We start from the raw sequence: 15,028 nt of genomic DNA, 5'->3' as shown, positions 1-15,028 counted from the left end.
TATCGCGGGGTGGGTGCGAGCGGTGAACACTCTTCGTTCATTTTTTGTACTGTACCATGCATTGGCACGAAAGTCAACGTAACATCACCCTTTCGTCGTTTGGAGTTAGGCGCTTTCATGCTATAATACGGCATTTAAAAATTCACGGAACGGATCGGATATGACACCTCGCTTATCTTCCGGAAGTCATCGGCTTTTTTGCGTCATCTTCGCGTGTGCCCTTCTGCTAGCGCTCCTGTTCTCTGTAAAAACCGCCTTTGCCGTCAACGGCGAAATGAGCGACGGGCGCTACATGGACGAGCTGGGGGTGTGCGCCTTCACGCCCCCGGTTGGATGGGTCCTGTGGGACTATTACGGACTTGACGTCTTCTCCCCCGCCCAAAACAGGGACATCCGTCTCAGCCTCATCGCCGAGGAAACCACCGGCAATGAACTCCTTTCTGAGGTATCGGATACGGAGACGGCGACGGAACCGAACGATCCGGCGTCTCCCTTTCTCAAGAGGGAGGCGATAAGTTTCGAAAACACCTTCTCAAAGCCGGACTTCGAGATACTGTCCCTCGAAAACAGAGAGCTTTCCGGACATCCCGGCATGGAGGTGTGCGCCCGGGCCACGGTGGAAAACACGCTCTTCCCCGATACAATTATATACATCGTCCGGTACTACACCCCAACCCACATCGTGACGATGACCCTTCGCTGTCCACCGGCGTCGCTGGACGAATGGAGAGACACCTTCAATACCGCCGTCGACTCCATCACCCTCGACCCGTCTCTCGGTGAGGGCGCATCCTCCCCATGATCCCCCGGTGTCGAAATGTGCCGGTTGTCTGGACGATCGGCCACAGCAACATGGAGATCGACGACTTTCTCGGGCTCCTTCATACCCACGGCATCAGGTGCGTCGTCGATGTCCGAAGCGCGCCCTATTCCCGGCACGTCCCCCACTTCAACCGCACGGAGATCAAACGGGCGCTTGAATCCGCCGGCATCCGATATCTTTTCATGGGAGACGCCCTCGGCGGGAGGATCAAAGACGAGGACGGCGCGCGGCCCAGGACGTATGCCCAGGCTATAGCGGACCCGTCGTTTCATTCCGGGATCGATACGCTCCTGAATGAAGCGGGAGAGGCACACACCGCCGTCATGTGCGCGGAGAAGGATCCGAACCGCTGTCATCGCCGCCATATCATCGCGGCGGTCCTCGATGAGCGTGATGTTACGGTTCGCCACATCCTGTCGGACGGGAAGACGGTGACGGAAAGGGAGTTGATGGGATTATTCGGGAAAAAGACGTAAACCGACCGGCTATGATTGATCTTCGGCATCCCGGTCCGAGGAGAGGCTGATCTTGGTATACAAGCGAAAGAGAGAGGCGTTGAGCCGCCGCATCAATTTTCTCAGCTCCATGATATCCGCGTCTTTGAGAGAGCGAAACAGCCGCTCGTTTTCGGCGATGACCAGGGCGTAGAAAAAGAGCTTTCCGGCCAGCTCTTCACTCTCGTCCTTCTTCTGCGCGTTCTTCAGAGCGAGAAATTCCTTTGAAAACCGGAGCACCTCATCGGAATCGGCGAAATCCGGTCGCGGCAGGATGAGAAACATCGCCCCCACCGACGCGGCCCAAACGCCGCCGTGATCCTCCGACACGTACGACCCGCTCAGAAGCGCCCGAACGTCCTCGTCGACGATATTATCGGCATCCATCCCCCGCCAGTCGGTCAGCATCGCCTCGAGGTATTTTTTTCGGGCCACAGGCTCATCGCCCATCATGGAAAAGAGATCCCCCAGGTATCCGACGAGCCGTGCCCGGGATCTTGACGGCAGCGACGGGGCGGAGGCCTCCCCCTCCAGGCTCTCCCTGGCATCCTCGAACATGCCCGCTTTCATCAACAAATAACCCGTGGGGAATCCGTACACCGGCTGGGGGGGATCGTCGCCGAAGGTCTCGATGATCCGCCGGAAAAACAGCTCCTCGACCTGGATGGCGTATGTCGGGGCATATGCCAGCTCCTGCAGGAGCTTCCTGTATGCACGAAAACGCTTGAAAAACTCCGCGGGGGTGCCGTCCGTGTTCAAGGCCTCGTGGATGTGAAGAACAATCTTTTTTTCCCGATTGATGTGGGGGTGATGCGGATATATATTCGAAAGAGTCTCGATGTCCTCCTTCGCCTTCTCAACGTCTTGGCCTATCATCGACCGGGTAATGCCGACAAGCTTTTCCAGCGGTACATCAAAGAGGGTCGGTTCGTCAATCATGACCTCCCCCGAACAGAGGCAGATCGAATCGACGTTCCAGCGACGCGTAACAAATCCAGCATACCACGCCCTTGAGAATCTCCCCCGGTGCGGTAATCAAAAAACCGGCGCGGACGGCGTCATACACGTTCATCGGTTTGTCAAGCAGCACATTCATGGAAAAAAGAAGGTATCCAACACCGATACTATACACCACCAGCATTCCAGCCACAATACTTAAAATTCTCGCGCGCCCCTTTAATCGTCGAACCGAATATCCCACAACCAGCGACGCGGGCACGAACGCAATAAGATACCCGAACGTGGGCGAGAGGATATATACCGGTCCCCCACCCGATGCGAATACCGGAAGACCCAGAAGACCCAACAACAGATATATCGCCTGGGACAGCGCCCCGGCCCGTCCCCCTAATACGAGCCCGGAAAGATATACCATCATGGTCTGCAGCGTCAGCGGGACCGGAGGCAGGGGGATCTTGATATACGCACCCGCCGCCGTCAACGCGGAAAAAAGAGCCACCATCGTCAGAACCTGAAGCCGCGTGTGCTTATGGATATTTCACCTCCACAAGAAACAGTCCGCGGGCCGGGGCGGTTTCCCCCGCCGCCGCCCTGTCTTTCGCTAAAATCAGATCGGGCATCTCGTCGGGATCCCGCCTCCCCCTCCCCACCTCCACGAGGGTGCCCGCAATGTTTCTCACCATGTGCCGGAGAAACGCGTTTGCTTCCACGCATATCTCGATAATCCCCCCCCGATTTCGGGAGAGGACAAGCGCATATACATCCCGTATCGTCACCTCATCATCCCCCCCCGCCCCGGCGAACGACGCGAAGTCGTGAGTGCCGATGAGATGAGAAGCCGCCCGCGTCATGCGCTCCAGATCCAGCATCTCCCGCATATGCCAGACATACCGCCGGGTAAAGGGGAGGGGGGCGCCGCCCTCAGATATAAAGTAGCGATACACCCGGGCCGTCGCCGATCGACGGGCGTCGAAGTTGCCTGAGACATCCTCGACGGAAAGGATACCGATGTCGTCCGAAAGCAGTCCGTTGAGACCGCGAAAAAAGTCCTCTCGACCGATGGCGCTTTCGGTCCTGAAATGACCCACCTGGCCCAGGGCGTGCACCCCGGCATCCGTCCTCCCGGCCCCATAGAGCCGCGTGGGCGTTCCGGTCATCAGGGAAAGGATGGATTCAATCTCGCCCTGAACGGTCCGTGTGCCCGGCTGAACCTGCCAGCCGTGAAAATCCGTGCCGTCGTAGGCGATGACCAGCTTGATCGTGCGCATGTCAGATAAAAAAGAACGGCATCACAAGGAGGGACACGATCGCGGCATAGAAATCGACCTTTTTGAAGCGGAGCTCCCGATACATTGTCCGGGAAATGCCGGTCATGTATCCGCGGCATGTCATGGCGATTGCAAGCTCATCGGCCCGCTTGAAGGAGAGATGAAACAGGGGAATGAAGATGGGCACCAGCTTTCTGGCCCGCGTTACAAGGCCGCCGGCTTCGAAATCGATGCCCCGGGATTTCTGGGCGTTGATAACGCGCCTGGCCTCCATGAGCAGGATGGGCACGAACCTGAGGGTCAGCATCATCATCATGGCGAAATCCCCCACCGGCACCTTCCATCGCTCAAGGGGAGACAGGCCCCGCTTCAGGGCTGTGGTCAGCTCCAGGGGGGTTGTCGTGAGGGTCAACAGGGACGACAGGAGTATAATGAAAAATATCCGAGCCGTCACCAAAACGCCGTTTGCGACCCCCTCACGGGTAACGTTGATCTTCCAGATGGGAAACGGGGCGATGGATTCACCGGGGGTAAAAAAGAAATGAGCGATCGATGCGAACAGAAACAGCCATATAAACGGCGCAATTCCCTTGAGCGTGTAGGCAAGGGGAATCTTCGAAAGCCTGATTATCAAAAACACACAGAGGCCGAGGAGGACAAACTTCAGGGGCTGTTCTATGAAAAAAACAACCACCATCAAAACGACGAGCACAATAAATTTCAGTCGTGGATCCAGTCTGTGGATGACGGATTCTGCGGGCATATATTGCCCGAGGGTGATGTCCTGGAGGATTCTCATGATTGCCGGAACATTACTTTGCGCTTGCGATTCCGGTCAGCACCCAGGTGGTGCTGTCGAAATTCCATGTAAAAACCAGGATCTTGTTGAACGTCTCCATGCGCATGAACGTAAAGGCATATGTTGCAGCCCGTTTCTCGCCGTCGGACAATTCATAGGTTACATCAATATTCGCAACCCGCTTGTAGATTGCATATCTCGCAAAGGAGGATACCTCTTCCTCCCGAGTGGTCATCTTTTCCACCAGAAAATAATTGAACACCAAAAAGTTGGAGAGAGCGGCGCCCTTAAGTTTGGGCCCCCGCTCAGGTGATTTTTCCAGGGCCGCCAGATCTTTTGTATTCGATTCTATCTGGCTGTAAATATTCTCTATATATGCTACGTTCTTGAGCTGCTCCTTCTGGAGGGTTTGAAGCATGTCTTTTGATTTTTTCAGGGCTTTAACGTTATCACGCATGGTGTCGTACTTCCGATTTATCACGTCGACGATTCCCTGATATTCGCCCTTGTACCGATTATACTGCGGAGCCACTTCCCCAAGCTCCTTGGTCAGCGCCTCCAACTCAATCTTATTCGCCACATGTCCCGGGCTTTCGTCTTCGCCGATCGGGCCGTCATATGCGGCGATTCGTCGCTTCACGTCGGCGATCTCCTCCTCGAGTACCAGGTGCCTCTCCTCTAACTCGGCAAATTCCCCCTCGAAGGCGCCCAGCTCCTCCTGTCTCTTGTCTTCTATGTCCCGCTCGTTTAGATTCTCGTTCACAACGATCTCCTCCAGGGAGGCGATCTTCGTGTTCAGGGCTTCAATGGTATCTGCAACTTCAACCTGTCGGTTTTCCGTGCTGTTCAGCTCCCGTTTACCGCCTTCGATTCGGGTTTTCAAATCCTCGATTTCAATTTCAACTTCATAGGTGGTGAGGAACGAATCCATCTCGCCACGCAGCTTGCCGGATGCAACTTCCGTCTCCTCCGAGACATCCAGAGAATTCCATGAAGATATTGTCGCATCGCCGGGCAGCGGATTGGGAAGCTTCGAGTTGAATCCGAGGATCTTTCCGTCAATCAGGTTTCTGTTGATGCCGTTTTCAAAGGATTCCACCGAAAGCGGTTCTCTCGGAACAGATATCCAATATACCAAAAAGATGAGCAATACGATTATGATGGGAATGGATATCTTAATGACCGGCGTCAGCAGCTCCAAAAGGCTGGCTTTATAGTAATACCGCTGTTTCGGTATCCGGGTAACGAATTTATCGGTGGCAAGCGTCACCTCGGCGTCGCCATCGCTAACCGTCGGCCGAACGGCTTCCCTTTGAACCTTATGTTCAGGAGTAAGCAACGTATCAAACGGCCCTCGTTCGAGAACAATATTGAAATCGTCCTTCGGGGCTTTTACTTCAGAATCATCGCCTGATGTGGGAACGAAATCGAACACATCGTCGAATCGTTCCTCGATATAATCCACGGTTTGGGAAAACTGATCCCGTTCATCGATCAGGTCTTCATCAATAACGATGTCATCGGTATGGCTTGTATGAAGATCGTCACGAATCATATCGCTGTCGTCGTCCAGAATGAGTTCTTCCCGTCGATCGGTGGAGAGAGATTCGTCATCCGGGCTGCTCATATCATATCTGTCAAAGACGATTTCTTCGCCGCCTCCGGAGTGTTCCGGTAACACCGACGACGGTTCCGAAAAATCTTTTTGCGGGCCGCCGGGGGGTTCGGTTTCAAGAGAAAGATCGTCATCGCCCATCTCGATCTCAATGGTCATGTCCTCTTCATCTTCAACTATCGAATCCAGGATGGACGAATCGTAGCTTTCCTCCGCATCACGGTATCCGGCCTCTATCACCTCTTCGTGAGAAAAGGCGCCGTCAAACTCCATCGATTCCCGATCGTCGCTCTTCCCCTGAAGGATTTTCAGGATCTCCAGGGTGATGTTCTTGTTGCTGATAATTGAAACGCCGATGGAAGGGGAGTCGTGAAAATGCGTGGCCAGAAATTTCAGCAATTCAGAGGAGGAATTCGTATCCATGGCCAGCTGCCTGAGTTCCGGCTCGGAAAGCTTGAGCATCGAGCCGACGGCCTCTTCACGAATATGTCGATCCTCGTCATGAAAGAGCAAGCCGAGAATTTCAGGCGGCGTGGGGGTTCCGTTCGGCATGGTGCCCCCGGCGAGGATTAAACGATCCTGTCGAGTGAGGCCCCCCGATCTGATCAGATCAAGATATTTTTTCAAGACACCTGGATCAGTCATGGCCGTTGCATGCCGAAAATAGAAAAATCCATATATATTCGATTAGATGTATCCATCAATGAGAAGCTCGGCGATTTGGACTGCGTTGAGCGCCGCCCCCTTTCTGAGATTGTCCGAGACGACCCAGAGATTCAATCCGTTCTCGATGGAAAAATCCTTGCGAATGCGGCCCACGTAGGTATCGTCCTTTCCCGCGGCATTGATCGCCAAGGGATACAGGTTTTTCCCCGGCTCGTCCATCACCACAACGCCGGGCGCCTTTGCCAGGATCTCTCGGGCGCGCTCAGGTGAAAGAGCGCCGTGAAATTCCACATTCACCGACTCGCTGTGACCGTAGTAGACAGGCACCCGAACGGTAGTGGCGGTCACCGCGATGTCGGGGGCCTCAAGGATCTTCCTGGTCTCGTTGACCATCTTCAGCTCTTCCTTGGTATATCCGTCTTCCGTGAACACGTCGATGTGAGGAAGGCAGTTGAAGGCGATCTGGTGCGGATATACACTCGAAACCGCGGTCTTCCCTTCTACAATCGCCCGGGTCTGTTTCTCAAGCTCCATAATGGCCTGAGCGCCCGTACCGGACACTGCCTGGTAGGTGGAAACGACGACCCGTTTGATCTTCACCTCGTCATGCAGGGGTTTTAAAGCCACAACCATCTGAATGGTCGAACAGTTCGGATTCGCGATGATCCCGCGGTTGGTATAGTCGGCCACGGCATGCGGATTCACCTCGGGCACCACCAGGGGGACGTCGTCCTCCATTCGAAAGGCGCTCGAATTGTCAATCACCACGGCACCGGCCGACGCCGCCGCCGGAGCGAATTCCAGGCTGCGGCTTCCACCGGCGGAAAAGAGGGCGATATCAACACCGTCGAAGGAATCCTTCGTCAGCTCCTCTACCGCCACATCCTCACCCCGAAAGGAAAGACGCTTTCCGATGGACCTTTTTGATGCAAGGAGTTTGATCTTGCCTGTCGGGAAGTTCCGCTCCTGGAGGATTTTGATCATCTCGCTTCCCACGGCACCCGTTGCGCCCGCAACCGCCACAGAGTAGTTCTTTTTCTGAGTCATTTGAAAAACCGCGTATTACTCGAAATGAAAATGTTACGTGTTCGATATCCGTCGGGCGATTTCATCGCCCATCTTCGACGTGCCTGCTATCGATTCCCCCCTCGTGGCGATATCCGCGGTGCGCAAACCCTCCCGCACAGCATCTCGAACCGCGCGCTCTATGGCCCGGGCGGCCGCCTCCTCACCCAGCGAATATTCCAGCATCATCGCCGACGATAAAATCGTGGCGATCGGATTGGCGACGTCTGTGCCGGCGATATCCGGGGCGCTGCCGTGAACCGGCTCATACATCCCGAACATCACCCCGTCGCCCATGACCCCTCCCAGACTTGCCGATGGGAGCATGCCGATGGAACCGGTGAGCATGGCCGCCTCATCGCTCAGTATATCACCGAACAGGTTCGTTGTCAAAATTGTATCGAACTCCCCCGGCCTTCTGATGAGCTGCATGGCGCAGTTGTCCACATACATGTGCTCAAGCTCTATATCCGGATAATCGCCGCCGATCCGCACGACCACCTCCCGCCACAGCGCCATGGACTCTAAAACGTTCGCCTTGTCCACAGACGTCACTTTCCCCTTTCTCGTTCGGGCGATCTGGAAGGCGATCCGGGCGATTCGCTCGATTTCCGCCTCGGAGTACGACAGCGTATTGATCCCCACCCGCCGGCCGGCCTCCCCGCTGATGCCCCGGGGCGTGCCGAAGTAGATGCCCCGGTTCAGCTCCCGGACCACCATGATATCGATACCCCGGATGACCTCCTCCCTGATGGTGGAGGCGTGGGCCAGCTCTTCAAACAGGATCGCCGGCCGAAGGTTGGCGAACAACCCCAGGGACTCCCTCAACCCCAAAAGCGCCGCCTCGGGACGCCTGTCCGTGGAAAGGTCGTCCCATTTCGGTCCGCCGACGGCGCCCAAGAGCACGGCATCGGCGTCCCTCGCCGCCTGGAGGGTTTCCGCGGGCAGCGGCTCTCCGGTCTGGTCTATCGCCTCCCCACCCACCGGGGCACGGGTAAACGAGAGGGAGAACCCGAACAGATCCGCCGTCCGCTCCAGGACCTTCACCGTCTCCCGCACTACCTCAACCCCCACCCCGTCTCCGGGGAGCAGCAGAACAGAATGTACCCTCTGTGTCATGATTTTCCCGTCTTTTTCTCTTTCTTCTTCAGGTGAGGAATCAGCCCCCCGTCATCCAAAAGCTCCCGCATAAAGGGAGGGATCGGCTTTGCATGGAAGGTTTTCCCGGTGGTCTCATTTACGATCTCACCGGTTTCAATGTCCACAGATACGGCATCTCCCATGTTGATATCTCGCGCCGCCTCGGGCGACTCCAGGATCGGAAGCCCGGTGTTGAAGGCGTTTCTGTAGAATATCCGGGCGTAGCTGTCCGCAATAATCAACGACGCTCCGGCGACCCTGAGGGCCACGGGGGCGTGCTCTCGGCTGGAGCCGCACCCGAAGTTTCTGCCCGCCACGACGATGCCTCCGCCCCGCACGGAGCGGCGAAAATCGGGGGCGTAGTCCTCCAGGGCGTGACTCCCCAGTTCCTCCGGGTCGGAGGTGTTCAGAAACCTCGCGGGGATGATGGCGTCGGTGTCGACATCATCGCCCAATATGTATGCATGTGCGGAAATTTTCATTGCTGTCGCTCTCTTGTGCCTTGTGACGGGATCACATCGTATACCGATTCAGGCATGAACTGTCATCAAAAAAACATCGGGGCCTTTGGCACACCGGGGTGAGTGGCCCGCTTTCTCACCCTACTCGAATTGTTTGGGACACCCAAAGGATTGCTATCGTTCCATCTACAGGCCCAGCTCCTCCGGCCCCGCGATACGGCCCAGCACCGCCGACGCCGCCGCCACCGCAGGATTTGCGAGATAGACCTCGCTTTTCGGGTCTCCCATTCGCCCCTGGAAGTTCCGGTTGGTGGTCGCGATCGCACGCTCGCCGGCGGCCAGGACCCCCATGTGCCCCCCCAGACACGGTCCGCAGGTGGGGGGACCGATCGTCGCGCCGGCGTCCAGGAATATTTCAAACAACCCCTCGCGGAGGGCCGTTCGATACACCTCCGGCGTGGCGGGAATGATGATCAGGCGAACGTCCGGATGCGCCTTTCTCCCCTTCAGCACCTCTGCGGCGACCCGCAAATCTTCAATGCGGCCGTTGGTGCACGACCCGATGACGGACTGATCGATGGCAATATCCGAAAGCTCGCCTGCGGCTTTTGCATTGGACGGAAGGTGCGGCAGTGACACCTGGGGCTGGATCTTCGAGACGTCGTATTCCCGTACGTCCACATAGACCGCCCCATCGTCGCTTTCCAAAACGATATGGTTCCTCTCGGTCCTTCCGGCAAGAAAGGCCTTCGTCTTTTCGTCCGGGGCGCACACACCGCACTTCCCCCCGGCCTCGATGGCCATATTGGCCATCGTCAGACGCCCCTCGATGGAGAGATCATCGATGGCGGGGCCCGTAAACTCCATCGCTCGATACAGGGCGCCGTCCACGCCGATATCACCAATGGTATGGAGAATAAGGTCCTTTCCGCTCACCCACCTTCCGGGGGTTCCGTGATAGACGAATTTCATCGATTCCGGGACCTTGAGCCACACCTGCCCTGTCATCATCACCCCCGCCAGGTCCGTGCTCCCCACGCCGGTGGCGAACGCCCCCAGGGCGCCGTAGGTGCAGGTATGGCTGTCCGCACCGACGATAAGATCGCCGGGAACGATCAACCCCAGCTCCGGGAGCAGGGCGTGCTCCACGCCGCAGTCGCCCCCCTCATAGAAATGGATTATGTCCATGTCTTTTGCGAATTTTCGCACCATCTTACACTGGTTGGCGCTGTCGATATCCTTGTTGGGGGTGAAGTGATCACATACCAGGGCGATCTTTTTCGCATCGAATACCCGCTTTAATCCCGCCTCGTTGAATACATCGATGGAAAGCGGCGCGGTAATGTCATTGGCCAGGGCAAGGTCCACATCAGCCATTATCAGGTCGCCGGGGGCGATGTCATCCGCCCCCGAGTGCCGCGCGAGAATTTTTTCTATGATCGTCATGGGCATGGGGGAAGCTCCTGCTGCTGAAAGTGACAAAGAATGTTTTTTATTTTACATATAATATGAAAAAGGCGCACCCGCTCAACAAAACCGGGTGCGCCGAGTATCGCGCATGTGACGCAATTAGATCGTCTGCACCCGGGGCAGCTCCTTCTTCTTGCGCTTCTCCATTTTATTCAGCGCGTTGATAAACGCCATGGCCGATGCCACGATGATGTCCGTATGAGATCCGGTTCCCACCGACCGAAAGGTCCCGTCCTCCAGCCTGACCGTCACCTCGCCCAGGGCGTCGGTGCCTCCGGTGATGGACTTGACCTCATAGCTTAACAGCGTACACTTGGCCTTGACCATTTTGGAGATGGTTTTGAACACCGCGTCCACCGGTCCGTCGCCGAAATCGGCCTGGCGCACCGTCTGCCCGTCGATGGAGAGGGTGACGGTTGCGGTGGGGATGGTGTCCGTCCCGGCGCTGAAGGAGAGAAACATCAACCGATATCGGTCCGGGATGCGCAACACATCCTCGGCGATGATGGCGGCGATGTCCTCGTCGAACACGTTCTTTTTCTTGTCGGCCAGCTTTTTGAAGCTCTTGAACGCCTTTTCTATCTGCGAGTCGTTGAGAGAATACCCCATTTTCTTTATGCGCTCGCGAAACGCGTGGCGTCCGGAATGCTTTCCCAGCACCAAATGTGAGCTGGTGTAGCCCACGCTTTCCGGGGTCATAATCTCGTAGGTGAGCTTTTCCTTGAGCACACCGTCCTGATGGATACCCGATTCATGGGAAAAGGCATTCGCTCCCACAACCGCCTTGTTGGGCTGCACCCTGATGCCGGTGATGGCGCTGATCATTCGGCTTGTGGGGTAAATCAGCTCCGTGTTGATGTTCGTATCAAGACCGTAGCCGTCCCGTCTCACCTTGAGGGCCATCACAAACTCCTCAAGAGACGTATTGCCGGCCCGCTCCCCGATCCCGTTGATGGTACATTCCACCTGTCTGGCGCCGCTCTGGACCGCCGCCAGGGAATTTCCCACCGCCAGGCCCAGGTCGTTGTGACAGTGAACGGACACCACGACGTCATGTATGCCGGGGACATGCTCAAAGAGATACTCGATGATGGCGGCGTATTCTCCTGGGATGGTGTAGCCCACCGTGTCCGGGATGTTGACTGTGGTGGCCCCGGCTTCGATGGCCACCGTGATGACCTGGGCCAGGTACTCCCAGTCGCTGCGGGTGGCGTCCATTGCGGAAAACTCCACATCCCCGCACAATGAGCGTGCCCGCTTGACGGAGGCCTTGGCGATCTTCAGCACCTCCTCCCTGGACTTCTTGATCTGGTAGTCCAGGTGGATGTCGGAGGTGGAAATGAAGGTGTGAAGCCGTGGTTTGGCCGCGTCTTTTACGGCATCAAACGCCACGTCGATGTCTTTTATCTTGGCCCGGGCGAGCGCCGCCACGACAGGCGTCTTTACCGATGCGGCGATCCTTTTTACCGCGTCAAAATCCCCACGGGACGACACCGGGAATCCGGCCTCTATCACGTCCACGCCCAGCCGTTCCAGCTGCTGGGCGACCAGTATCTTTTCTTCGTCGTTCATGCTCGCCCCCGGAGACTGTTCTCCGTCCCGGAGGGTGGTGTCGAATATAATGACCTTGTCATTCATTGCTCTATCCTGTCAATTGCTGTTTCATACTTTCCGCTGGAATCAACCGATTTGTTCCTCGGCATCCAGCTCATCCAACTCCTTGGAACGCCCCGTGAGCATCATATACAGATACCCAAGAGGCCCGGATAGAGCATATAGGGAGAACACGGTAAATAGCATGATCTCCGGCTTCGTTGCAATGAATATCGCAACAAGGATGATCAGCACCAGTACATTGACCGGCCGCCGTCGAGACGCATCCAGGTCCTTGAAACTGAAATACTTGATGTTGGAAATCATCAGAAGACCGGTAACGTACACCAGGAGCAACAGAAAAAACCGCCAGTATTCCACGGAAACGTCCATGTTGATAAAGAACAGGACCGTGGATGCGTTTACCAGGGCCGCCCCCGGCGAGGGGATTCCCAAAAAGTACTTCTTATCAACGGTGCTCACCTGGACATTGAACCGGGCGAGACGGAGCGCCGCGCATATCACATAGAGCGCAGCCCCGAGCCAGCCGAGACGCTCATAGGGGGTCAGCGCCCACTGGTACATCAAAATGCCCGGGGCCACCCCGAACGAAACGAGGTCCGCCAGGGAATCGTACTGCACCCCGAATTCACTCTCCGTATGGGTCAGGCGGGCGACCTTCCCGTCCATGGAATCGAAAAGGACCGAGATGAAAATAGCCCAGACCGCGTGTATGTAGTGACCCGAAATCGATGAGATGATGGAATAGAAGCCGGAGACAAGGGCCATTGTGGTCAATAGGTTCGGGAGCACATAGATGCCCTTTTTCAGGTCATCTTTCTTGATCCGACGCCCGCCGGCGCGTCTCTTCCTCTTTGCTCTTTTTTCAATTTCGTCACTCATGGCAACTCTCCCAAAACCGTTTCCCCGGCCCTCACCTTGTCTCCCTCCGTAACCCGAATAACGGTATCGGGGGGAAAATACACATCCAGGCGGGAGCCGAATCGAATCAGGCCGAACCGCCGCCCTTTTTCCACCGCGTCCCCACGGGACACGTAACAGACGATGCGCCGGGCGACGATACCCGCAATCTGCACCACCATAATTTTCACACCCTCTTCATTTGTAATGACAAGGGCGTTTCGTTCATTGTCGGTAGAGGCCTTTTCGAGCCGTGCCACCAGGAATTTCCCAGGATAATAGACCACCTCTTCCGCCCGGCCCGACATCGGAATCCGGTTCACGTGCACGTTCCAGATGGACATGAATACGCCGACGCGAACGGCGTCACCATTTAAAAGCGTATCCTCCTTCATCCGGGTAATATCGAGAACCGTGCCGTCGGCGGGGGATACCACCTCTTTCGGATCGTGGGGGATGTCCCGATTCGGGTTTCTAAAAAACATCGCCACAAAGACGCATATCGCACCCAAAGGCACCGCCGCAAATATCGCCGCACCGGGGAAGAAATGACGGACGACGAGCGTCACACAGACCGCGACGGCGAGGGCCAATAAGATGAAGGGAATCCCCTCAACGGCGACTGGTGTATGCCGATTCTTCATGGTTAGTTTTTCTCTCTATCAACCTTCTTGTCTTTTTCCAGCCAGCTCATCATCCCCCGGAGCCTTTTCCCCACCTCCTCGATGGGGTGCTCCTCGCCCCGCCTCGTCAACGCATTGAACACCGGGCGGTTCACCTTGTTTTCCAGGGTCCACTCCCGGGCGAAGCTGCCGTTTTGAATCTCCGCCAGTATCCGCTTCATCTCCCGGCGGGATTCTTCGGTGATTATCCTGGGCCCCCGGGTCATGTCGCCGTACTGGGCGGTGTTGCTGACGGAATAACGCATGTTGCTGATGCCTCCCTCGTATATGAGGTCCACAATCAGCTTCAGCTCATGGAGGCACTCAAAATACGCCATCTCCGGCGAATATCCGGCATCCACCAGGGTGTCGAATCCGGCATAGATGAGCTGCGTGATTCCGCCGCACAGCACCACCTGCTCGCCGAAGAGGTCCGTCTCCGTCTCCTCCCGAAACGTGGTCTCTATTACCCCCGCGCGGCCGCCGCCGATGGCCGAGGCGTAGGCCAGGGCCACATCCTTCGTATCGCCGGCGGGGTCCTGACCGACGGCGATCAGCATGGGCACGCCCCTCCCCTGTGTGTATTCATAGCGGACCATGTGACCGGGGGCCTTGGGCGCCACCATGAAAACATTCACATCCTTGGATGGGACGATCTGGTCGAAATGGATGTTGAAGCCGTGGGCGAAGGCCAGGTAGCTGCCGGAAGAAAGGGCCCCGGCGATGGTCTCCCGGAAGAGATCGCCCTGAATTTCGTCCGGGACGAGGATCATGACGATATCCGCCCAGTCCACCGCATCGGCGGGCGAGAGCACCGTAAATCCCGCGGCCTCGGCCTTCTTTCTGCCGACGCTCTGGGACCGAAGCCCCACGCGGACATCCACACCCGAATCTCTCAGGTTGTTTGCGTGGGCGTGGCCCTGGGAGCCGTATCCGATGACGGCCACTTTTTTACCGGTAATCAGGTCTTTTTTTGCGTCCTTATCGTAGTATATCTCCATGAATACCTCTTTGTCCCCGTATCTTTATGATTTTACTCTTTTTGCATCACAACAACAATATGTTTTCTCCCGCAAAGCACAAAACACCCC

15 protein-coding genes are annotated in these 15,028 nt (G+C 56.5%); 2 read left to right on the top strand and 13 right to left on the bottom strand.

Going from position 1 to position 15,028, the window contains the following annotated elements:
* Positions 1-160 precede the first annotated feature (160 nt).
* Positions 161-802, top strand: a complete 642-nt coding sequence (locus tag JW885_08010) for a hypothetical protein (protein MBN1882102.1) — start codon at positions 161-163, stop codon at positions 800-802.
* A gap of 17 nt (positions 803-819) precedes the next feature.
* Complete coding sequence (locus JW885_08005) at positions 820-1,299, top strand: DUF488 domain-containing protein (GenBank protein ID MBN1882101.1); 480 nt, start codon at positions 820-822, stop codon at positions 1,297-1,299.
* Between the two features lie 9 nt (positions 1,300-1,308).
* Here JW885_08005 and JW885_08000 read toward each other — a convergent pair whose 3' ends face one another.
* The 13 genes from JW885_08000 to ilvC all read right to left on the bottom strand — a co-directional run bounded on the left by JW885_08000 (position 1,309) and on the right by ilvC (position 14,938).
* Positions 1,309-2,256 (bottom strand): hypothetical protein, encoded by a 948-nt coding sequence (locus JW885_08000; GenBank protein ID MBN1882100.1) that lies wholly within the window; start codon positions 2,254-2,256, stop codon positions 1,309-1,311.
* Positions 2,249-2,779 carry a biotin transporter BioY gene (locus JW885_07995; GenBank protein MBN1882099.1) on the bottom strand — a complete coding sequence of 177 codons (531 nt, stop codon included), beginning with the start codon at positions 2,777-2,779 and terminating at the stop codon, positions 2,249-2,251. The genes JW885_08000 and JW885_07995 overlap by 8 nt, the downstream gene beginning before the upstream one ends.
* Positions 2,780-2,804: 25 nt before the next feature.
* Complete coding sequence (truA, locus tag JW885_07990) at positions 2,805-3,545, bottom strand: tRNA pseudouridine(38-40) synthase TruA (GenBank protein ID MBN1882098.1); 741 nt, start codon at positions 3,543-3,545, stop codon at positions 2,805-2,807.
* Position 3,546: 1 nt separating this feature from the next.
* On the bottom strand, positions 3,547-4,308 hold the full coding sequence (locus tag JW885_07985) for an energy-coupling factor transporter transmembrane protein EcfT (protein ID MBN1882097.1): 762 nt from the start codon (positions 4,306-4,308) through the stop codon (positions 3,547-3,549).
* A gap of 49 nt (positions 4,309-4,357) precedes the next feature.
* Positions 4,358-6,511 carry a hypothetical protein gene (locus tag JW885_07980; protein MBN1882096.1) on the bottom strand — a complete coding sequence of 718 codons (2,154 nt, stop codon included), beginning with the start codon at positions 6,509-6,511 and terminating at the stop codon, positions 4,358-4,360.
* A 135-nt stretch (positions 6,512-6,646) separates the two neighbouring features.
* Complete coding sequence (locus JW885_07975; GenBank protein MBN1882095.1) at positions 6,647-7,672, bottom strand: aspartate-semialdehyde dehydrogenase; 1,026 nt, start codon at positions 7,670-7,672, stop codon at positions 6,647-6,649.
* Positions 7,673-7,705: 33 nt separating this feature from the next.
* Positions 7,706-8,809 (bottom strand): 3-isopropylmalate dehydrogenase, encoded by a 1,104-nt coding sequence (gene leuB, locus JW885_07970; protein MBN1882094.1) that lies wholly within the window; start codon positions 8,807-8,809, stop codon positions 7,706-7,708.
* Positions 8,806-9,312 carry a 3-isopropylmalate dehydratase small subunit gene (locus JW885_07965; GenBank protein ID MBN1882093.1) on the bottom strand — a complete coding sequence of 169 codons (507 nt, stop codon included), beginning with the start codon at positions 9,310-9,312 and terminating at the stop codon, positions 8,806-8,808. Before JW885_07965 ends, leuB begins: the two co-directional genes overlap by 4 nt.
* Positions 9,313-9,477: 165 nt before the next feature.
* Positions 9,478-10,743 carry a 3-isopropylmalate dehydratase large subunit gene (gene leuC / locus JW885_07960; protein ID MBN1882092.1) on the bottom strand — a complete coding sequence of 422 codons (1,266 nt, stop codon included), beginning with the start codon at positions 10,741-10,743 and terminating at the stop codon, positions 9,478-9,480.
* 117 nt (positions 10,744-10,860) lie between these two features.
* Positions 10,861-12,399, bottom strand: coding sequence for a 2-isopropylmalate synthase (locus JW885_07955; GenBank protein ID MBN1882091.1), 1,539 nt, complete (start codon positions 12,397-12,399; stop codon positions 10,861-10,863).
* Positions 12,400-12,441: 42 nt separating this feature from the next.
* Entirely contained in the window at positions 12,442-13,257 is an 816-nt protein-coding gene (gene pssA, locus JW885_07950) for a CDP-diacylglycerol--serine O-phosphatidyltransferase (protein MBN1882090.1), read from the bottom strand.
* A complete protein-coding gene (locus JW885_07945) occupies positions 13,254-13,919 on the bottom strand; it encodes a phosphatidylserine decarboxylase family protein (GenBank protein MBN1882089.1) in 666 nt (221 codons plus the stop codon). Before JW885_07945 ends, pssA begins: the two co-directional genes overlap by 4 nt.
* Before the next feature lie 2 nt (positions 13,920-13,921).
* Complete coding sequence (gene ilvC, locus JW885_07940) at positions 13,922-14,938, bottom strand: ketol-acid reductoisomerase (protein MBN1882088.1); 1,017 nt, start codon at positions 14,936-14,938, stop codon at positions 13,922-13,924.
* Positions 14,939-15,028: the final 90 nt, after the last annotated feature.

The sequence above is a fragment of the Candidatus Zymogenaceae bacterium genome, from assembly GCA_016931225.1.
Taxonomy (GTDB): domain Bacteria; phylum Desulfobacterota; class Zymogenia; order Zymogenales; family Zymogenaceae; genus JAFGFE01.
The sequence above is the reverse complement of the archived record's forward strand: the minus strand, read 5'-3'. Positions and strand labels throughout refer to the sequence as shown.